This window comes from Paenibacillus sp. Soil724D2, assembly GCF_001427935.1.
Lineage (GTDB): Bacteria > Bacillota > Bacilli > Paenibacillales > NBRC-103111 > Paenibacillus_E.
This window is the reverse complement of record NZ_LMRY01000031.1, coordinates 1-22577: the sequence shown is the minus strand read 5'-3', so window position 1 is coordinate 22577 and position 22577 is coordinate 1. Positions and strand designations below refer to the sequence as shown.

The 22577-nt window shown below is 44.2% G+C and carries 15 protein-coding genes and 1 pseudogene; all 16 read left to right on the top strand.

Going from position 1 to position 22577, the window contains the following annotated elements:
• Positions 1-790: 790 nt before the first annotated feature.
• Entirely contained in the window at positions 791-1843 is a 1053-nt protein-coding gene (spoIID, locus tag ASG85_RS23585; protein ID WP_060647910.1) for a stage II sporulation protein D, read from the top strand.
• An 82-nt stretch (positions 1844-1925) separates the two neighbouring features.
• Entirely contained in the window at positions 1926-2663 is a 738-nt protein-coding gene (locus ASG85_RS23580; protein WP_060647909.1) for a M23 family metallopeptidase, read from the top strand.
• 269 nt (positions 2664-2932) lie between these two features.
• The gene (gene spoIIID / locus ASG85_RS23575) at positions 2933-3223 is read left to right on the top strand and encodes a sporulation transcriptional regulator SpoIIID (RefSeq protein ID WP_047682268.1); all 291 of its coding nucleotides are present in this window, start codon (positions 2933-2935) and stop codon (positions 3221-3223) included.
• A 167-nt stretch (positions 3224-3390) separates the two neighbouring features.
• Positions 3391-4389: a rod shape-determining protein gene (locus ASG85_RS23570; RefSeq protein ID WP_029195639.1), complete on the top strand. Its 999-nt coding sequence runs from the start codon at positions 3391-3393 to the stop codon at positions 4387-4389.
• Positions 4390-4417: 28 nt separating this feature from the next.
• On the top strand, positions 4418-5329 hold the full coding sequence (locus tag ASG85_RS23565; RefSeq protein ID WP_060647908.1) for a flagellar hook-basal body protein: 912 nt from the start codon (positions 4418-4420) through the stop codon (positions 5327-5329).
• Positions 5330-5352: 23 nt separating this feature from the next.
• A complete protein-coding gene (locus tag ASG85_RS23560; RefSeq protein WP_060647907.1) occupies positions 5353-6213 on the top strand; it encodes a flagellar hook-basal body protein in 861 nt (286 codons plus the stop codon).
• 26 nt (positions 6214-6239) lie between these two features.
• On the top strand, positions 6240-6458 hold the full coding sequence (locus ASG85_RS23555; protein WP_057303748.1) for a DNA-directed RNA polymerase subunit beta: 219 nt from the start codon (positions 6240-6242) through the stop codon (positions 6456-6458).
• Between the two features lie 101 nt (positions 6459-6559).
• A complete protein-coding gene (locus tag ASG85_RS23550) occupies positions 6560-7078 on the top strand; it encodes a CDP-alcohol phosphatidyltransferase family protein (protein WP_057303749.1) in 519 nt (172 codons plus the stop codon).
• Positions 7079-7242: 164 nt separating this feature from the next.
• Positions 7243-7671 carry a 3-hydroxyacyl-ACP dehydratase FabZ gene (gene fabZ, locus ASG85_RS23545; RefSeq protein ID WP_060647906.1) on the top strand — a complete coding sequence of 143 codons (429 nt, stop codon included), beginning with the start codon at positions 7243-7245 and terminating at the stop codon, positions 7669-7671.
• 24 nt (positions 7672-7695) lie between these two features.
• The gene (locus ASG85_RS23540) at positions 7696-9399 is read left to right on the top strand and encodes a phospho-sugar mutase (protein ID WP_414858785.1); all 1704 of its coding nucleotides are present in this window, start codon (positions 7696-7698) and stop codon (positions 9397-9399) included.
• A gap of 184 nt (positions 9400-9583) precedes the next feature.
• The gene (locus ASG85_RS23535; RefSeq protein ID WP_060647904.1) at positions 9584-11632 is read left to right on the top strand and encodes a DUF5693 family protein; all 2049 of its coding nucleotides are present in this window, start codon (positions 9584-9586) and stop codon (positions 11630-11632) included.
• Positions 11611-12750 carry a polysaccharide pyruvyl transferase CsaB gene (gene csaB, locus ASG85_RS23530; RefSeq protein ID WP_060647903.1) on the top strand — a complete coding sequence of 380 codons (1140 nt, stop codon included), beginning with the start codon at positions 11611-11613 and terminating at the stop codon, positions 12748-12750. Before ASG85_RS23535 ends, csaB begins: the two co-directional genes overlap by 22 nt.
• Positions 12751-12805: 55 nt before the next feature.
• A complete protein-coding gene (locus tag ASG85_RS23525) occupies positions 12806-13594 on the top strand; it encodes a WecB/TagA/CpsF family glycosyltransferase (RefSeq protein ID WP_060647902.1) in 789 nt (262 codons plus the stop codon).
• 132 nt (positions 13595-13726) lie between these two features.
• Complete coding sequence (locus ASG85_RS23520) at positions 13727-14836, top strand: glycosyltransferase family 4 protein (protein WP_057303754.1); 1110 nt, start codon at positions 13727-13729, stop codon at positions 14834-14836.
• A 252-nt stretch (positions 14837-15088) separates the two neighbouring features.
• Positions 15089-19018 (top strand): S-layer homology domain-containing protein, encoded by a 3930-nt coding sequence (locus tag ASG85_RS23515; RefSeq protein ID WP_060647901.1) that lies wholly within the window; start codon positions 15089-15091, stop codon positions 19016-19018.
• Positions 19019-19413: 395 nt separating this feature from the next.
• Positions 19414-21234: pseudogene (locus ASG85_RS39980) on the top strand (S-layer homology domain-containing protein); the annotation flags it as partial.
• Positions 21235-22577: the final 1343 nt, after the last annotated feature.

Here is a 22577-nt window from a genome sequence, read left to right as displayed (position 1 = left end):
TCCGATTGCTTTTCTACCGAATCTACACTTCACTTGAAGGTTAAGAGTCTCTAGGGACTCCTATTTTTACAAAATACGSTGRAAATGAAGAAATAGCAGTCTCTAAAGGCTCTTATCCAACTGCATTTCTTCCGAAACCATACTTGGAAAAATCGGACTTTTATTATGAAATTGACTCGTTTGTACAACAAATCGCACCTATTTGTTGCGAAATGGCCTGTGTAGCGCCCAAATGTTGTACATTATGCAACAACGATGGGGGTGAGGCGGGATCTAGGCAGTAATTGTTGCACGTTCTACAACATCATTCAACGGCGAATAGGGATTTATTCATCCAGAAACCTCAACCCAGCGTAGTTGACGATTTAACCTTATTTAAAGAGACCTCAATCTAGAGCAAGATTGGATGAATCAATCGACTTTCTCGATTATGCAACATCAAAGGTAGAGAGGCGGGATCTAGGCGGCAAGTGTTGCACTTTTATACGAAAATAAATCAATTATTTTCATTCTTGGTGGTGGCGTCGTAGACGTCATGCTTGTTTCTACAATGGATTTATTCACCCGGCAATCTCAATAGAGCATATTGGCTAATGGATTTCGATTTAATACCTTGACTGCATACCAGCATTCTATAAGTATTAGCAACAGTTAAAGCTCCCCGTAAGCTCTAGCATCCGCAATCTCATGCATTTTACAAGATAGTCCATTGTTCTATTCTAGCAATCCCTCTCATAAGCTAAGTCATATCAACTACGTGCTAGTAAACGCGCTTATGGAGGCTGCTTAGATGATGTTCAAGAAGAAACGCGTGCTGGGCAAAGGGGTCATCCTTTGGATGGCTGTTTGCTTATCTTCCATGCTCTGTGTGACTATTATCGTTCCAGGATTGCTAGTTAAGAAGATTCCGGATGGCGGGGGGCAACCTCCCATCCAAATTGCGAATGACGGACTGCTCAAGGAAACAATCACCGAACAAGGCCTAATGATTCCCGTGTATCTGACCAAGAAAGCGACGATTGAGACGGTACCGCTGGAACAGTATGTGAAAGGTGTGCTAGCCGCCGAAATGCCGGTCGAATTCGAACTGGAGGCGCTCAAAGCGCAGGCTATGGCAGCTAGAACTTATGTCGTGCGTAGAGTGATAGAGAAGGATTACAGCAATATGCCGGTTAACGATGCACTTGTGACAGACACAACTGCGCATCAAGCTTATATCACGGATCAAGAGCTAAGAGACAGATGGGACAAGCGTTACGAGACGAATATGGCCAAAATCGATAGAGCGGTGAATGAAACCAAAGATCTAATCCTCACTTATGAGCATAAACCAATCAATGCCACCTTTTTCTCAACAAGTAATGGATACACCGAAAACTCGGAAGATTACTGGCCGTTCAAGAGTCCCTATCTGCGCAGTGTGCCAAGCCCCTGGGATATAAAGTTGTCTTCTCGCTATCAGGAAACCATTGATCTCAGTTACAAGAGTATGCTTCAGAAGCTAGGCGTTACGAGTATTGCAACAACAGGTACAAGCGCCAAAAATATGAAAGTACTAGCGTGGTCGACCGGCCACCGTATTAAAACCATAACGATTGGTGGTAAAATATTCTCAGGTCGCGAAGTACGAGAGAAGCTAGGACTAGCATCCTCTCAATTTACGTGGAAATGGTCAGGCTCCAAAATCACGTTTACTACCTACGGATATGGCCACGGTGTTGGCCTAAGTCAATGGGGCGCCAATGGTATGGCGATGGAAGGTAAAACCGCGGAGCAAATCGTAACCTACTATTACACAGGCATCTCTATCGAAAAAGCGACACCTTTTATCCAAAAATCGTAATCCGTTAACGTTTCTATAAAAATATCTTTCTTCAAGTATAAAACCTTTAAATGTGTCAAGAATGGTTGATGAGGTGATAACCATGAATGATCAAAACAAAGGTTTTCAAAAAGAAGAAGCTCCTAAAACTGCACAAGGAGCGCAAAGTACGACATCCACATGGAAGAGGTTGCTTGCTAAGAAGTGGGTATTCCCAGCAACGTATATGGCAGCAGCAGCAATTATCTTAACCTTAATGTGGGTGTACCAGGACGCCGGGACGAAGACAGTCAGCCAAGAAGATCTGGGCATTAAGGTTAGCAGCAGTGACAAAGCGACAGACAATACTAAAGCACCGGACGGGGCAGTCGCGGTCAACGCACAAACCGAAACGATTCAATGGCCTGTTAAAGACAGAACGCTGGTCGAAGTCTCCATCCCATTCTATGACACGAATGCAACGAATGAAATGAAGCAGGCGGCAATGATTCAATATAACGATCAATTGACGCCGCATACCGCTATCGACTTGAAAGCCAAGGATGGCGCAGCCTTCGAAGTATTAGCTGCTCTGAGTGGCAAGGTGACTGCGGTAGAACAGAATCCGGTTGTTGGCAATCTTGTTGAAATTACACACAGCAATGGCTTGATCAGTGTTTACCAAAGCTTGTCCGAGGTGAAAGTAGCCAAAGGCGCTGAAGTGAAAAAAGGCGATATCATCGCGAAAGCAGGACGCAACGAGTTCGAGAAAGAGGACGGCGTGCATCTGCACTTTGAAGTCCGCCAAGTTAGTGATAATGCAGCGGTTAATCCAGAAACGCTTTTAAACGCTAAGCAGTAATCAATTTCCACGTATAGGCTACCGCCTACATAAAATAAGGGCAGCGGGTACATCCTGCTGCTTTTTTGCATGGATATGAAGGAGTAGTTTTTTTATACTTCGCTTCACTTTTACTAAAAATGCTTGTCCGAAGGACGCCAGAATCGATTATTCTTGATTATTTTGAAAATAAATATGGGAAATGGGCTTGTCAGGCTTGGCTACGTAGAATATCTAGTCATGCCCCTCATATACTTTACCAAACTATCTCGAGTAGGGAGGCGAGGGGAGTGCACGATTACATCAAAGAGCGAACCATTAAGATTGGTACCTGTATCGTCGAGACCAAGAATACGGTTCGCACCATTGCTAAGGAATTCGGCGTTTCCAAAAGCACGGTGCACAAGGATTTGACGGAAAGACTACCGGAAATCAACCCGGACCTGGCCAATCAGGTGAAGCACATTCTGGAGTATCACAAATCCATCAGGCACCTTAGGGGAGGAGAAGCGACGAAAATTAAGTACCGAAAAACCCGAAATCCGAAGCTTTCCGAGAACCTGGTCACGGTCAAGTCCTAAAAGTACCTTTCATCCCGATAGGTTTCCTTCATACTTCCCGTGTCGAAATTTCACGCAAAAAGAGGAATTAATGCATTTATATCGAATTTAGCTTATAATTAGAACTATATACAAGAGCGCCGATTCTTCACGGGATGGACGGTAGGTTTAGGGAGGATTAACTAGAAATGTTAAGCAAGGATATTGGAATAGATCTCGGCACGGCGAATGTGCTTATTCATGTAAAAGGACGCGGTGTTGTGCTCGATGAGCCTTCCGTAGTAGCGATTGAAAGCGATACGAAACGCGTGCTGGCTGTAGGAGAAGAAGCTTTCCGCATGGTGGGTAGAACTCCAGGCAACATTATCGCGATTCGTCCATTGAAAGATGGCGTTATTGCGGACTTTGATATTACGGAAATGATGTTGAAGCATTTTATCGCGAAAGTAGGGGGCAAGAATTGGTATTCTCATCCGAGAATACTGATCTGCGCCCCTACCAACATCACCTCGGTTGAGCAGAAGGCGATCCGCGAAGCAGCTGAGCGCAGCGGTGCCCGAGAGGTATTCATGGAAGAAGAACCGAAGGCAGCCGCAATTGGTGCCGGTATGGACATCTTCCAGCCTAGCGGCAATATGGTTGTAGATATCGGCGGAGGGACGACGGATGTGGCCGTGTTATCCATGGGTGACATCGTCACCTCCTCCTCCATTAAGATTGCAGGCGATAAATTCGATATTGCGATCACGAAATATATCAAAAATAAGTACAAGCTGCTGATTGGTGAACGGACGAGCGAAGATATTAAGCTGAAAATCGGAACGGTATATCCACACGGTAGAGATCAAGAGATGGATATTCGCGGTAGAGATATGGTATCCGGTTTACCACTTACGATCACGATTCACTCCAGTGAAGTTCAGGAAGCGCTGTGGGATCCAGTTTCCTCCATCGTGACTGCGGCGAAGAGTGTATTGGAGCGAACACCTCCAGAGCTATCGGCAGATATTATTGACCGTGGTGTTATTTTGACAGGTGGCGGAGCTTTGCTGCATGGGCTCGATCAACTGCTAGCGGACGAATTGAAAGTACCTGTATTAATTGCGGAAGATCCAATGTCCTGTGTCGTTAAAGGAACAGGCATTATGCTCGATAACCTAGATAAGGTTACCAAACGTAAATTTTAATTAGCCATACTACCTAAGAGGTGAAGAGATGTTAAGAGGACTATATACCGCGGCGGCAGGCATGATCTCCGAACAGCGCAGACACGACACCATTACGAATAATATTGCCAACATAAATTCCCCAGGCTTTAAACAAGGCAATGCTTTGTCTCGATCGTTCCCGGAGATGCTGATATCGACGATTCGCGGTGGACAAGGTGCCTCGACAGCTCCCCTTGGGAAGATGAGTCTGGGTGTATTCTCCGAGGAGAGTATCTCCATTCATGCACAGGGTGATTTGCAGGAAACGCAAAACCCTTTTGATTTTGCCCTTGTTTCGAACATACAAGTGCAGGATGAAAACACAGGTGAATTTCTCAACTTTGACGCTTCGGGTAAGTTCGTGAATGCGGATGGGGAACGCACTTTTCAGCCGCAGGCACTGTTTACAGTCCTGGATGCGGAAGGTGAGCAGCGATATTCCTTGAATGGAAAGTTTACGGTCGATACAGCAGGTCAGCTAGTCAACGCTAATGGTAACTTAGTGTTAGGCCGAGATGGACAACCTCTGCTGCTGATTGATGGAGCGGGTCAGCCGATTCGCACCTTCAAGGTCACGGACAAGGGCGAGTTCCTTGATGGTGATGGACGTCCGCTTTTGGGGCCGACTGGACAACCTGTAGGCTTGATGCTCTCACGTGCTCAGGATCCGAATCTTTTGCTGCGTAAAGGTAACGGGCTGTTACAGATTAACCCGGGCGATGAAGCGACAGTTACACAGGTTGCTCCAGGAGACCAGGTTGTGGTTCGTCAAGGCTTCATTGAGCGCTCCAATGTCGACTCCGCGCAATCCATGGTCGATATGATGTCAGCACTTCGAGCTTATGAAGCGAACCAAAAGGTTATTCAATCTTATGATAAAAGTATGGAGAAAGCTGCGAACGAAGTAGGACGCGTCTAATCTAGCTTGCGAAGGGGCAAACCATGAACAATTCCATGATTAATTCATCGGTATCCATGCATAGCTTACAGCAAAAGCTGGATATTCTCTCTAATAACATAGCGAATGTGAATACGAACGGTTTTAAGAAGAAGGAAGCCTCCTTCGAGGACGTTCTGACGAACGTCCAATCGCAACCCGAAGGATTCCGTCAGCAAGGACGGTTTTCACCACTTGGTTTCAACCAAGGGTGGGGCTCGAAGCTGGTGCAAATCCAGACAAATTTGAGTCAAGGACCTATTCAGCCCACGGGTGAAGTGACGGATTTTGCCATTCAAGGGGACGGGCTTTTTGAAGTACAAACAGGCGAGATAGATGCTAATGGTGAGAAAAAAACAGCTTGGACTCGTAATGGTGCTTTCAGTTTGAGTCCGGATGCAACTGGCGGAACCGTGCTTACGACCAAAGAAGGTCACTTCATCACTGGTGTGGATGGCAATCCGATTCGTGTGCCGGCTGGCTTTCGACTTGTCGTTGAACCGAACGGTACGATCAAAGGATACAATGAGCAGGATCCAAGTGCAGCACCCATTAATTTGGGACAGATCAAGCTAGTTCGCGTTGTACGTCCACAGCTGCTCCAAGACGTTGGAGATAACCTTTATGCGATACCTAATGGCATAACGGCTGCTGAGAAGGCGAATATCTTACAAGATGTGAACCCCTTGGTAGATAACCCGGCTAACCGTGTCAGCCTTATGCAGGGCTTTCTGGAGCAATCCAACGTGACGCTCTCGGATGAAATGACAGATCTGGTTATCGTGCAAAGAGCGCTTCAACTCAATTCCCGAGCTATTACATCTTCGGATCAGATGATGAATATCGCTAATAATTTGCGCGCCTGATCTTAGAAAGGGAGGGATAGGGCTCGATGTCAGACAAGCCTGCTCCACCAAAGAAGAAACCAAGGCCGAAATGGCTCCATATGACATGGCTTATTTTCAAAATCATTCGTATTCCTGTGCTATGCGTGCTGGCTGTTTTTATCGGCCTATGGGTTGGTTACACCAAGCTTGGTCATCAGCCAGCGGGAGAAATCTTTCATATGAGCACTTGGCGGCATTTATACGATCTGGTATTTGCGAATTAACTCTAACTCCCGTATGGGAGTTTTATTTTTGTCTAAGCAGCGGTATAATGAATGAAGGTTAAATGTACCAGAAATCGGATACTACGCGCAGGAGGGGTACTTTGAATATACCGAACATGCTCACCATCAGCAGGTTTGTTCTAATCCCTGTGTACCTCGTGATTTTTTTTAATGGCCATATCCAAGTTTCTTTTTTTATTTTACTGGCAGCCGGACTTACGGATATCCTAGATGGTTATATCGCAAGAACTCGCGGGCTTATCACACCTGTTGGTGTCATGCTGGACCCACTCGCTGATAAGAGCATGATGATTGCGGTGATCTTATCCCTGCTCATCTCGGGATTGATTCCTTGGCAGGCAGCTGCGGCGATGTTCATTCGTGATTTAGGTATGATTATGGGTTCTGCTTTCTTTCATTTCAGGGGCAAGTTAACAGTTCCAGCCAATGTGATGGGAAAGTTAACGACGGTTCTGTACTATTTTGCTATCCTCTTCATCGTTTTTCATTTAAACTTCGCCATTACCTATTTATGGTTTGTTATTGGGGTCTCATTCTTAACTTCCTTCATTTATATTATTCAGTTCCTTGTATTAAATCGAGGAGCCAAATTGAAATAATGTATACTACGAAAAAAGAGCCTATGTATAAGACTGTAACACAGCCCTGTACATAAGCTCCCCTATATGAACCTTCACTTCTGCAGTTAATGAAGGGACATCCCTATTGTAAGTGATTACCTTGTATTTTATACAAGCATTTTGAAAGGAGTTTTTAAACCGCTATGCTAGATATTAACCAGATTCAAGAGATCATTCCTCATCGCCCTCCCTTCCTGCTTGTTGACCGTATTTTGGAGGTCGAAGAAGGTGTTAGAGCTGTAGGTATAAAGAATGTTACGATCAATGAACCGTTCTTTGCAGGACACTTTCCTGGCTATCCGGTTATGCCCGGTGTGCTGATTGTGGAAGCTTTGGCACAAGTAGGTGCTGTGGCTGTTCTGTCGATGCCTGAATACAAAGGTAAAATTGGTTTATTTGCAGGCGCAGATGGCATTCGTTGGCGCCAACAGGTCGTACCTGGCGATACACTAATTTTAGAAATGACGATTACACGTGTAAAAGGAACTATTGTCAAAGGCCAAGCTGTGGCTAAGGTAGGCGACAAGGTGGTAGTCGAAGGCGAGCTTATGTTCGCCCTTGCTAATAAATAACCCATAGATAAAAAGGAGATGAACCTGACTACTATGACGCGTGTACAAACAGAGTATCAATTATGGTTAGAGGATCCAGCAGTGGATGCCGAAACGAAGAAAGAACTGCGTGCTATTCGGGAAGATGAAAGAGAAATTGAGGATCGCTTTTATAAAGATCTTGAATTTGGCACAGGAGGACTTCGCGGCGTGATTGGCGCTGGAACGAATCGAATCAACGTGTATACCGTTGGACGCGCAAGCCAAGGCCTGGCACAATATGTGAATGGGACAGGCGCTACAAGTCCCTCCATTGTTCTAGCTTATGATTCACGTCATATGTCGCCCGAGTTCGCTTTAGAATCTGCTCTTGTATTCGCAGGGAATGGAATTAAGGCTTATCTCTTTAAAACGCTGCACGCGACACCACAGCTTTCCTTTGCTGTAAGATACTTAGGTGCGTCCGCAGGGGTTGTCGTTACAGCAAGTCACAACCCACCAGAATATAATGGATATAAAGTATATGGAGCAGACGGGGGACAACTCGTTCCTGAGTTTGCGGAGCAAGTCATTGCGCAAGTACAAAGCATTGATTCCTTCGATAAGGTCAAGAAAATAACCCAGCAAGAAGCGGAAGCGCAAGGGCTGCTTTCCTGGTTAGGGGAAGAGGTCGATCAAGCGTACATCCAGGCCGTAACGGCGATTAGCCAGAATCCAGATGTGATTAAGCAGATCGAAGGCGATTTCCGCATTATCTTCACTCCTTTGCATGGAGCGGGTAATGTGCCGGTACGCGAAGTGCTGAAAGCAGTTGGCTTCGGACAAGTCCGTGTTGTAGCTGAGCAAGAGCTGCCGGATGCACAGTTCTCGACGGTTAAGTCTCCGAATCCGGAGGAGCGGGAAGCTTTTACACTCGCCATTGCACAAGCGAAAGATTGGGATGCCGATATCATCATCGGAACCGACCCTGATGCTGATCGCATGGGTGCTGTTGTGAAGGATCCGAACGGCGAGTATGTCGTTTTGTCAGGTAATCAGTCTGGTGCTATCATTGTCAATTATTTATTATCAAGCTTGAAAGAGCGTGGAATACTGCCTGCGAACGGCGTCGTCGTCAAAACGATCGTTACAAGTGAAATGGGCGCAGTCATCGCCAATCATTATGGGATTCCTACATTAAATACGTTAACCGGCTTTAAATATATCGGGGAGAAAATGTCCCAGTTTGAACAAAATAGCGAATATACGTTCTTGTTCGGATACGAAGAAAGCTACGGCTACTTGGCTGGGGATTATGCCCGAGATAAGGATGCAGTTATTGCAGCGATGCTAATTGCTGAAGCGGCAGCCTATTATAAGAAGCAAGGCAAGACTTTATATGAAGTCCTTCAGGAACTGTACGAATCCTTTGGCTACTTTTTGGAAAAGCTTGAATCAAGGACGCTGAAAGGGAAAGACGGCGTGGAACAAATCGGGCGCATCATGGAAGCTTGGAGAACGAATCCGCCGACGGAGATCAGTGGCACTCGTGTAAGCCAAGTGGAAGATTACGCAGAGGGCATAAATGGCCTTCCTCGTGAAAATGTGCTGAAATTTAAGTTAGAGGATGGTTCATGGTTCTGCTTGCGTCCTTCTGGAACGGAACCGAAAATTAAGTTTTATTTTGCGGTACAAGGATCTACAGGTCCAGCGGCCGAACAGCAGCTAGATGGCATCATTCAATATGTGCTTAACCGTGTAGACGGATAATGAGATAGGAAAACTGAACCTCTTCAGAACCTAAGTCAGGGATAGGTCGTCTAATGAATAGATGGAAATTAAATCCGCATTCATTTGGCCTATTACCCGAGGTAGGACCTGAAGGGGTTTTCGAATGTAAGTACATGCTTTACGAAGAAAGCTTTCTATTGGAAAGCTCTAAGGAGTGGACAACTTGGCACAATGGTATCAAACATGGAATAAACCTTTCAAAAATATCCTATGGTGGCTCGTCATTATTGGATTGGTAGTCTCCCTGCCGCTAGCCTACACGCGTCACCAAACGGAAACTTCGGTCAATCAAGTCGAGTTTGTTTTCGATTATCGTGATTTGCTGGATATTTCGGATCTTCAGACGAATCCGAAGGCTTTTGTCGCTGAGCAGCTGAAGAATATGAAAGCAGCGGGCATTGGCTCAATGGCCGTGTACGAGAGTACACTAGCGGAGCTTGAAGAAAGCCGACGCATCGAGGTATTTAGCTCTCGAGACGCTGCCGCACTTACCCAAACCTTGGGTGATCCTAATGAAAATTTTACCTACGTGCTGTTCGCAGATAATGACACACAGCAGAAGCTGGAGCCTTTAATTCAGAAAACGTTCGCGGATCTGAAGGTTGGCACGAAGCCGTGGAGTTTCAAAAATAGAAACGGACTCATCATCCAAATGAGCATGGACGATGCATCGATCAAGGGTATGGACCCAGACCCGATGACCTTACAAATGCTTAAAGATCAAGGGTTTCAAATCGTGGTTCGTCTATCGAATCGTAGACCCTTTGTAACCAATGAAATGGATCGCTTGCTGAAACAGCTCCATGATATCGGTGTGAAGCGCATCATTGTCGATGGCAATGAAGTTCCGGGTTACACAGAAGAAAATACAGAAATTAACCTGAATAAAATGGCAGATCTTCTTAATAAAAACGGCATTGGCCTAGCTGCTATTGAGTTATTAAAAGAGCCGCAAAAAGGGTTTAGTACGTTATCGAAGCAAACGAATTATAACGTCGTTCGCTTGCATTCGTTCACAGAGAAAGACGGAGAAAAGTTAACAGAGCCGCTCAAAAAATCGGAACTGCAGGATCGTATTCAAGGTGTTGCAGATCGTTTAGTCCTTGCTGTGAAAGACCGCAATATCCGCATGGTTTTCTTGAATGCAAGGCCAGTAAAAAGCTTGGATAAAGGGAAGTTAGTTGATCCGTTAGCTGCTTACTATGAAAGTTTGCAAGGAAAAGACGGCGCTATTCCTCGCATCCAAGAAGTCGGGTTTACGCTTGGATCAGCAGAGCCATTTAATGTAAAAACGACAGGATGGCAGAAAATCGCCCGCATCTTCATGCTGCTTGGCGGCATTAGTTTAATCGTGCTGATGGTATCCTTCTTCATACCGGAAGCCGTGCTGCTTCTCTTCGTCTTAGGTATGCTTGGGCTTATTGCATTACATACCCTTTCGGCTAATCTATACGCGCAAGGCCTTGCCTTAAGTGCAGCCATTAGTGCACCGAGCATAGCGATCATGCTAGCCATTCGTTCCGTTCGTTCAGGAGCTGCAGCGAAATGGAAATCAGGTCTTGCTTACGCCTTATGGACACTAATCAAAACATCTGCGATTTCACTGATTGGTGTCGTTTACGAAGTGGCACTTCTCAATCACGTTACGTATTTACTCGTGCTGCAGCAGTTCCGCGGCGTTGGCGTACTGCATTTGCTCCCTATTGCTATCGCAGGCGTGTATTTACTATTTTTTAGCGAAAATAACACGTACAGAGATAAGATTTCGAATATTCGAGGTATCCTTGCTTCCTTTATTAGTGTGCTATGGATTGTAGTCGCTGGTATAGCTCTAGCAGCCGTTTATTATTACCTATCACGTACAGGAAATGAAGGACAGGCTTCTACCTTGGAGAAATTATTCCGCTCCTTCTTGGAAAATACACTGGGCGTTCGCCCGCGAACCAAAGAATTTTTGTTCGCACATCCATTATTTCTGCTAGGCGCATATTTGTCAGTTCGTTATAGACATGCTGTCTATTTGATTTTCATTGGAGTAATTGGGCAGCTTTCAATTGTAGATACATTCGCGCATTTGCATACGCCGCTTCATATATCCCTGATCCGTATAACCTACGGTCTTGTGTTTGGCGCTTTGATTGGCCTCATTCTGATTGCAGCTTGGGAAATAATCACAAGGAGTTGGAAACGATGGGTGCCACAGTCAAAATAGCGCTATCCGGCTACTATGGCTTCGATAATAGCGGCGACGAAGCTGTGCTGCAATCGATATTGTTTGCTTTGCAGGAGCAAGGTCGAGAGCAAGGCGTACAAATAGAGCCTATCGTCCTATCTGCTAATCCCGAGAAAACGTCAGCGATGTACGGGGTGAAGGCCTATCATCGAATGAAGCCTGGTCCGCTGATTCGTGCTTTACGTGAAGCCGATGGTTTGATTAGCGGCGGTGGCAGTTTATTGCAGGATGCTACAAGCTCGAAAACAATCCCGTATTATTTGGCCGTTTTGAAAATTGCGCAGTGGCTGGGCAAGCCTACGTTTATTTACTCGCAAGGCATCGGGCCGGTTAGCCGCCCTATGTTTTATGGCTGGATCCGCAGCGTGTTCCAGCGCTGCGCGTATGTGTCAGTCCGCGACACGGAGTCCGCGGAGCTGCTGGGGAAGATGCGGCTCCAGCGGGAGCACATCGCGGTAGTGCCTGACCCGGTCATGGGACTGCCGCTGCGCGGGACCGGTTTTAGTGGCGGCGCGTCGGACATCGCGCCGGATGGTTTAGTGCGGACGGTCGGCGTGTCCGTCCGCTTCTGGAATGAGGACCGCTCGGAGCTGGAAGCTCTTTCGCGGTCCCTGCAAGTGCTGCTCGCAGCCGATGCTAACGTGCGGCTGCGGTTCTTGCCCTTCCACCTCCCTTCGGACGAGGTGGCGTCGCAGTTCGTGATCGACCGGCTCGGCGATCACGGGTCCCGGGTTGAGATGGTGCGAGGCATCGCCCATCCGCAGGATATGCTCGCGCAGGTCGCGGAATGCGACCTGCTGATCGGGATGAGGCTGCATTCTTTGATTTATGCAGCCTCGCAGTTCGTGCCTATGGTAGGCATCTCGTACGATCCGAAGATCGACCAGTTCCTCCATAGGCTTGGCATGAAAGCCGCCGCATCGACAGCTCACTTCGATGCGGATGCCTTTGCGGCCGAGGCGCAGCGCCTGCTGGCCGGCCGAGAGGCTTGGGCGGCGTCCAGCCGCGCCGCCATCGAAGAGCTCAAAGCGCAGGCTCAGCTTCCTGCGCAGCGCATTATTTCATTTTATAAACAAAGACTAACAAATAAGAAATAATGAAAAAAAGCAACCAAAATCCGATTACCAACGTCATTTAAAGGAAGAGATATCTATGAGTTCAACATCAACAACGATACAATCTAAGGTAACATCTGCGAATACCATACCCAAAGTTCGCATCTACGGAGTACCCATCTCCAAAATGAGTATGGACCAAACCGTAGCTTACCTTACGAACGTTATTGAACAAAGACAACCCCATCAGGTCATTACAGCCAATCCCATTATGGTCATGGCCGCACAAGATGATCCTGCTTATTTGAGGATGATGCAGCGTGCTGAACTCATCGTTCCTGATGGTACAGGTGTCGTCTGGGCAGCAAAATATGTAGGTGAGCCTGTTGTAGAGCGGGTTCCCGGCTATGATTTGATTCATGAGCTGATGAAAGTTGGAGAGTCGAAAAGCTGGAAAGTATACTTACTTGGCGCTTCCAACGAGGTTATCCAGGTTGCAGCTGAGAAGCTTCGTACGGCGTATCCGGGGATAAAGCTGGTTGGCGTACGAGATGGATATTTTAAAGACGAGCAGGATGCTGAAGTGATTCAAGATATCGTGGATGCAGCTCCGGATATTCTTCTCGTAGGAAGATCTGCTGCTAATCAAGAGCCTTGGATTGGGAAATACAAACAACAAATCGGTGTCCCTGTCATGATGGGTGTTGGGGGAAGTTTTGATGTTCTTTCGGGCAAGCTAAAACGAGCACCCGTTTTATTTCAAAAACTACGTCTTGAGTGGTTTTACCGCCTGATGCAGGAGCCTTGGCGTTACAAACGAATGCTTTTACTCCCTCAATTCGCATTGAAAGTGATGCGGGACAAAGAGAAAGTCACCAAACCATGAGAATATTTATGAAAATTGGCTGAAAACGGTCATTTCAGATGAATTTAGCAGTGGTATTTGTGAGCAAATGGGAGTATAATTCATTTCGGCGGATTACCTGCCACCCAAGACAAGAGGAGCTGTGAAGAAGACATGTATGGATTATATGCGATTGGGTTTATCGCTGCTTGCTTAATGGCGCTGCTGCTGACACCCCTAGTCAAAAAATTTGCCTTCTGGGTTGGAGCCGTTGATGCCCCTAACCATCGTAAGGTACATACCCGAATAATGCCGCGTCTCGGAGGATTAGCGATATTCCTTGCATTCGTCGGAGCTTATTTCGTCGTCTCTCCAGCACTTGATGCCGTTAACTCCAATGCCGCATTTGGGTTGCTAATCGGGGGCTTTGTGATTGTCGTCACAGGTGCCTTGGATGATCGTTTTCAACTATCTCCCAAATGGAAGCTGCTCGGGCAATTGATTGCCGCTTGCATCGTTGTTTCCTTTGGTCTTAAAATCGACCTCGTTAACATTCCTTTCGGAACCACCAACCTGCCAATTGGCTGGTTAAGTATTCCGATTACGATATTATGGATCGTCGGTGTTTCCAATGCGATTAACTTGATTGACGGCCTAGATGGCTTGTCAGCAGGCGTGTCGGGTATTGCTACCACTACGATTTTAATTCTTGCTCTGATGATGGGTAATGTTACCGTTATTCTACTTTGTGTCATTTTACTAGGCAGTATCATAGGATTCATGTTCTATAACTTCCATCCGGCCAAAATCTTCATGGGCGACTCCGGCGCCTTGTTCCTAGGCTTTGCCCTAGCAACACTATCGATTCTTGGCTTTAAACAAGCAGCCGTTGTTTCACTTTTAATTCCTATTATGATTCTAGGCGTGCCCTTATCCGATACCTTCTTTGCGATCATGCGTCGCTACGTCAATAAATTACCGATCTCTGCACCGGACAAAAGCCATCTGCACCACTGTTTGCTGCAGCTCGGATTCAGTCATCGTACAAGCGTACTGATCATCTACGGAATTGCCTCCATCTTCGGCGGCAGCGCGGTGATCTGCTCAGTCTTTATCTCCCAAGATTCCACTTGGGGTCTTATCATGATCATCGTGGCTCTCTTCCTAGTTATGCTAGTCGGAGCAGAAGCTATTGGTATCATCAGTAAAAGCCGTAAACCGGTGCTGAACTTCCTTCAGAGGCTTGTAGGTAAGCAAGTTCAGAGCGACCGTATGGGCAAATAAGCTATAAAATCGGAATCCAACCTTCGGGTTGGATTTTTTTTGCATTTTATGAATTTTCTTCTTTCTCTAAACATTTCAATTGTTTCAACCGATAAGTAGAGTACAAGAACTTTTGGCTATTTGCCGCGTCTAATCATGAGGAATGATAGAAGAATATGGGAGGGATTGTCGAAATCTAGTAAGTAAAATGAAGTTAATACTTATACTATGGCGAAAACAACAACATTTAGATTACATAAGGAGGAACTAGTTTTGAAAACGAAGCTTAGGAGAAAGAAATGGCTTAGCATAAGCCTTATGGTCGCTATGTTGCTAGCCTTATTGCCGCCACTTAGTGCCAGCGCGGCAGCAATAATCAGTATCTCGAATCTTTATTCACCAAATCCAAACAATCCATTAACACCGTATGATGATTCTTTAGTAAATAAATTTACGGTCAATCCAATTGAAGTAGATGCTTTAATTAATGGGATTGCAGATGATCAAATTACGAATATGTATTACGAGATATTTAATGCCAATACCAATCAAACCACTACCGTGAAAACAAACAAAGCAGTTAAGAGTGCGTCCAACAGCAGCGAGGTAGCATTCCAAAATGTTCAGCTCTCGCCAGGTAAGAATATTATTACTGTAAAGTTCGGTACTACAGGCAATATTGCATCCCAGCCTGCGTATGCTTACTATACGCCGGTGACTAATATATCTAACCTTCAATTCAACGGTGTAGATTTCTTGGATGGAGGTATTTATCCAAAGGGGCCTCCATATACAGGGATTTCTATTACGGGTACATCAACGAATGCAAACGCCATTGAGGCTAATTATGGTGGAACCGTCTATCAGCCTGCTGCTTTCCAAAACGGCAATTTTACTTATGTGACTAACACAGGCCGAGCAACAGACATTGCGTTCAACCCTGGCGACAACAAAATTATATTCGCAGCTAATAACTTAACTAACTATTATACTTCGAATAGATCTTTTATTTATGATAATGGTAAAGCATTTGCTTATAATGCTTTAATTGATCTTAACGGCACAGCTCCATCCAAAAAGCTGGTGGATAACCCAATCATTAAAGATGCAGCAACACCAATTCAAGACGTTGCATTGAAGGCTAACATCAAGAATCCTTTAACCAGCACTAATGCTACCGTCACAAGGTTTGTTTATGTAGATGTATACACGACCGGTATGGCTAGCACAAAGTTGCATTTTGATTTTACGAATACGTTGAACACACCTCTCTATACACCTCCTACAGCTCCTTCTCAATTGAATACAGGAGGTGTACCATCTGCCAGTTTAACGAAAAACGCAACTCTTACTACATCAGATTATATGGTGTACGATTTTAATGGGCAGTTGCCTGTGAATACAAGCAGTACCATACAGCAAGTAAACTTTGAATTTACAGATAGTAATGGGCTTAAAACGACTTCACAGTATACGTACTCGTACGTCAATCCTAATCAGCCTTATGTAGACCATGTTAACGTAAAGAGGTCTTCTGCTTCAGGTGGGACTTCGTACGAAGCAGCTGTTAGCCCATCTAGTACAACACAAATATCGGAGTTTCCTGCAAAATTAGAGGTTTACACGAGCAATAATACGACTGGGGTTCAAATTAATTTAAATGGAGCACCTTATCCAGTAAGTCCAATTCCAGGTTTTACAACAAGTACGGCTGCTGTTGATGCTAACGGAAATGCTATATATGATGTCAATGGTGTTCAAATGAAGGATTACTCTATTAATTTACAAGGTATTCCGGATGGACCAGTTGTTTTCCAGGTTATTCCTTATATTAGTGGAGTTCCATCCGCTGCTGGAACCAAACAATATAGTTTGAATATTTCTGGCGCGCCATATGTCATTATTAATAATCTATTTACAGGAATGGTCGTCGATAGCGCAAGCAAACTTACATGCGGTGCTATTACTGGTCCATGCATCACAGGACGCCTAGTAAACGTACCAACTGCGGATTACGGAACGGAAATTTACACAGTGAATGGCACAGTTGTTAAACCAATAGCTGCTAATACACCTACAGCTGGAAATAACGGCTCATTTACCTTGACGAGTACGGAACTAAACCCTATTTTCAAAGGGGATGGCAAGTATACGTTCAAAGTTCAGCTGAAAATTAACGGACAACTGATTACAACATCTAGCGTTGATATCTTTGTACTATCTAGTAACGTACCAGTAATCAACTATTTGAAACCAGTTGAAGCTGATCCTCTGAATCCGCAATTCACTGCGACTTCGCAGCCAGATACTTATGCCACAAGGGCAACAACGGTTCAATTTCAAGGGGAAATTGTAAACTCTGCAGTTGGTGTAACGCCAGGTACAGCACTTTACTTACGCAAAGCGCCTGCGGCTTACTCGAATACAACCATACCTGTTGGTGGTCAAATCGTCTTAAATCCAACATTGACAAATGTACCTTTGCAGGATTTTAACACACCCGCAAGTACGCCAACCGTTCCAAATCCTTCAGCAATTTCATTGTCTGAATATGGTACTTATGTATTTGAATTAGTAGCGGCGAACGCTTCTTCAGGTTCAACTGCTAACAAACTAGTCACGATCATACGCGAACCTGTGCCATACGCTTTTATTAGCCCGCGACCAAACCAAATTATTAAGAATAATAAAGATGTTGACCAAGCTAACATTAATCAGAACTTCTATATGATTCAACTTCAAGCTGATAATGCGGATTCCATCACTTTCGGTAAAGATGAGGCAATCTACGACAAAATTAATAAAAAGTACATGTATGAAGTGAAGAATCTTAAAGCTGGAGCTAACACAATTAAATTTACTGTGAGTCGCGGTACAGCGAAAATCAATGCAAGCATTATTTTGTTTAATACCAGCACAGATATTGAAGGCGAGCAATACAAGACGCCACTTGCTTCTAGCAATACGAAAGTATTCAATGGTCAAATTCAACTGAATTTTCCTAAAGACACCAAATTAATGCGTAATGATAGAACAAGTACAACGCAATATATAACTACAGACCGTCAAGTATTATTTGGAATTGCGAATAATGATGATGGCAGAATTGATAAACCCAATGAATCACTACTAGGGGTTAATTATTTAACGACGCCATCCCATTTCAGAACAGCAAGCAAGAAATATTGGATTGACGCCGGAATCATTCCTCCAACATCCAATACGACAACTCCTGGGCTACAAGAGGCATACTTGGGCAGCGGAATTCTGCCTAATACAACAGATCCTAATCAGACAGCTTTCTATGTACGTAATTATAATGACATCGTGGTACCAACCAAAAGAGGTACACTAACGCTCAGCTATGACGCAAATATCAGAAGTGATGCTGGAAAGTATGTTTCTGTATTTCAATTTGGATATTTCGATAATCCAACTGGTCAGGGTCCTGCATTACCAAGCTGGAAAAATATTGGCGGAGTAGTTGATGCCAAGAACAATACGATTACCGTTCCAATTGATTCTTTTGGATATTTCCAGGTCATGTATATGGACGACAGCTTCAATGATGTCACGAACCACCCGTGGGCGAGAGATGATTTGGATACCTTGTATTCAAAAGGAATTATGTCTCCTAAGACGCCTTATCAATTTATGCCAAACGATGCCATTAGTCGTGGTGAGTTTGTCACAATGTTGGTCAAAATTTTCGACATACCACTTTTGAACCAAGATACACAACAAAGTGCTTATAATAACACTTCTGCTACTTTCTTGGACGTTCAAAGAGGTTATACAGATCCAACGGGTCTTACTAATTTCTTATCTATTGAAGCGGCAGCTAGAGCGGGCATCATTCGTGGTAATGCCAATGGAACGTTCTTACCTAGAAGCCCAATTACGCGACAAGATGCAGCGGTAATCATTGCAAGGGCAGCGGAGCTTAAATTAACTTCTGATCAACAAAAATCATTAACTGCACTTCAAAAGATTTTCACAGATGCAAATGCTGTTGATGTTTACGCTGTTCCATCTGTAGAGGCTGTAAATAAGGCTGGTTTAATTGAAGGTATAGATAATGTACTTCTACAAGGACAGAAGAAACTAACACAACGTTTCGACCCAACGGAAAACTTTACTCGTGCTGAGGCATCAGAGGTTGCCATTCGTGTAATGAAGCAACAAAAGAAACTTCCTAAATAAAAGGAAGCAAAAATAAAGACTGTGTCCGATTTTTCGGATGCAGTCTTTTATTTTTATTATGGAGTTGGAAATTAAGAAAAAACTGTTCAGGTCATTTTAAGCTAATTTTTAGCTAGTGTTCAGCTTCTCTACTTATTTACTTCACAATTAAAATGTAAGTTTATCAAGTAGGCAAAATGTTTGCAAGAGGTGATAGGTTCTTTACTAGTAGATCGATTAAATTGGAAAATACTTATCAATGAAATTATGCATACAGTCACGTATACTAACTCATGTAGCCAAGGTGATAGACGCGAAGCTACATAGAGTCATGTCATGATTCAAACTATCGCCCCGTTGGTTATAAGTTTTTATAACAAAAAAACTTTCATAATATTAGGAGGAAACAAACTTTTATGAAGAAAACACTATCCGTAGTTCTTACATCCGCTATGGCTCTTTCCATGTTCTCGTCCGTCGCATTTGGTAAAACATCTGCTGACTTCACAGACTTGAAAGACCTGGATGCTGCAACAAAAGTGAAATTCGATGCGATGATCACTGCTGGTATTTTTGACGGCGTGACAGAAACAACTTTCGGTCTGAAAGACGAAATGAACCGTGCACAATTTGCGAAAGTAGCAGCATTGATCATGGGTCTGGAAGTAAACAAAGACTTGAAAACATCGACATTCACTGACGTTAGTGTAACCGATGCAGCGAATGGTTATGCACTTCCTTACATCGAAGCTTTGAAAACAGCTGGTGTAACTGACGGTTATGCTGAAGGACAATACAACCCGGCTGGTAAAGTAACAAAAGAACAACTGGCAACTTTCTTGGTTCGTGTTCTTGGTCAAGACGAATCAGCTAAAGGCAAAACAGGTACAGATACAACAGTATCCGGTTGGGCACAAGGTTATGTAGCTCTTGCACTTGAATTGAAACTTCTTTCCAACGGTACAGATGGTACATTCGGTGGTATGGCTAACGCAACTCGCGATCTGCTGTTGACTGGTGCATACGAAGCGAAACAACAATACGTACCAGCTGGTAAAGTATCTGTAACTGGCGCGAAAGCAACTGGCGTGCAACAAGTAACGGTAAGCTTCAACAAACCAGTTGACACTGAAAAAGCTACTTTTGAACTGAAAAAAGGAACATCTTCAGTAACTTTGACGGATGCTAAAGGAACTTGGTCTGCAGATAAGAAAACAGCAACCCTTACTCTGAAAGACACTAAAGTTTCAGAAGGCAAGTACACTGCAACTGTGTCTGGTCTTGATGCAGTAGCTGTTGAAAAAGCATCCGCTGAGTTCGAAGCTACTGACGAGAAAGTAAACAAAATTGAGTTTGTTAACGCAAGCGACACGGTTGCTTACGGTAAAAAAGTAGGCATCAAGCTTAAAGCAAGCAACCAATACGGTGAAAATGCTTCGTTCTCAGCTGGTAACTATACAGTATTTACTGGTAACGTAACAAACTCTTTGAAAAAGAATGATGATGGTACGCTCGTTCTTACTTTGAACGTTAATGATAGCTCTAACGGACTTATTCAAGGAAATAGCGTAGTTCCAGTTAATATCTTCAACAATGATTCCCGCGTTTCTGCTGACAAAACATTTAAAGTTGGTGTTGCACCATACGCAACTAAGCTTGAGCTTGGTGAAGTTATTTACTCCAACTCCAACAAAGTGATCTCCTCTGTTGGTGAAACTGCAACAATTAATCTGTACCAATATGATCAATATGGTAACATCATTGCAGAAGARGATACTGGTTCTGTATCGAACATTCCGAACGTAATCGTTACTCCGTATGAAAAAGCTTTRGTGGCTACAGAAAAGAAATTYGATAAAGTAGTATTTGGTCTTACTGAAAAATCCAGCACTAGCGGCGACTTCAACGTTACTGTATATGCTGGAGCGTCTTCAGCAACAACGAAAGTTGCAGTGAAGTCTTCCGAATTTGCTAAGAAAATCGAGTTTGGTGACTTCAGYGGTACGCTTGCTGCAGGTGACGGYGAGAAGTTCCTTCCAATTAATGTTTACGACGAAGAAGGTAACAAGTTGACTGCTGACGAAATTATTGACAATGCAAGCATTATCAATGTTACTGGCAGCACAGGTAATGCAACGCTTCAAACAAGTGGTGAACACAAAGGTGAAATCAGAATTGCTAACATTGATGCAGGCCTTGCAAATGGCTATATCAACGTAAGTGCTTCGATCGTAGCTNGGGACTTAGCTATGCACAGATTGGTTGGGTGCAGTTCGCCATTAAGCACAGGTAATGCAACGCTTCAAACAAGTGGTGAACACAAAGGTGAAATCAGAATTGCTAACATTGATGCAGGCCTTGCAAATGGCTATATCAACGTAAGTGCTTCGATCGTAGCTTCTGGCGTGAATAGCTACGTTAACAAAAACTTCAAAGTGAATGAAGCTCGTAAAGCAGAAACAATTACTTTGGATACTGCTTCTAATGAAAAAGCAATTGCAGGCGCTTCTACAGATCAAATCTGGGTTATTAAAGACCAGTATGGTGAAAAAGTGGATAAAGTGACTGGTGGCTACAGTGTTACTGTTGCAGCAAATGCAGCAAGTGGAACTGCCGGTGTATCTGTAGTTAACAAGGATGCTTCTAGCCTTAAAACAAGCTACAATAATACTGAATTTGAAACTTTCAACAAAGGTTTCACATTTAAGACGGCCGCTGATACTTCTACTACTGGTTCTGTGAAACTTACTGCAACGTTGCTTCTTAACGGCAAGGAAATTGATTCCGAGTCCAGAGAGTTTGCAGTTGTAAAAGCTGATGAGAAATTGACTTATACTGTTGCAGTTGTAAAGGATCTCTTCGCAGCAATTGACAGCTCCGTAACTCCTGCTGGTGATAAACTTGCTGGGAATCCTTATAACAGCGGCATGGGACGCGAAGTTAAAGTAGAAGCAAAAGATGCTGGTGGCAAGACTGTTGCTGTACCTGGTAACTTTGTAACTGGTATCTCGTCTTCCGACACTAGCATTGTAGCTGCTGCGTACAACAGCACTGATGGAAAAGCTAAAGTTGTAGGTAACAAAGCAGGTACTGCAAGCGTAGTTGTTACTTACAAAACAGCTTCTGGTGAAGTTAAAGATCAAACTCTGAACATAAATGTTAAGAGCGATGCTGTAACTGTAGCTTCTCTGAGTGGTAAAGCTTCGAACAGCATCCAGGCTGACGCATTTGCTACAATGGATCTGAAAGCTACAGATAACTAYGGTATCGAATATACAAAAGATAACATTATTAAGTATGATGCCTTCTTGGGTATTCGCTTCTCCGTGAGCAGCATTCAGCTTAAAGATAGCGCAGGTACTGACAATGCAGTAACTGTTTCAAGCAATGGAACTTTCGATGTTGGCGCTAACGTTAAGGAGTTTACGCTTAAAGCAATTTCTCCTAAYGGYAAAACCGTGAGCACAATTGTTACCAGACAATGACACAGTTCAGGAACTTTATCGATTGGCAGATTGCTATGTACAACCCTCGAAGAAAGAGGGGTGGGGCCTCGCTCTGGAAGATGAGCTAATGTCCG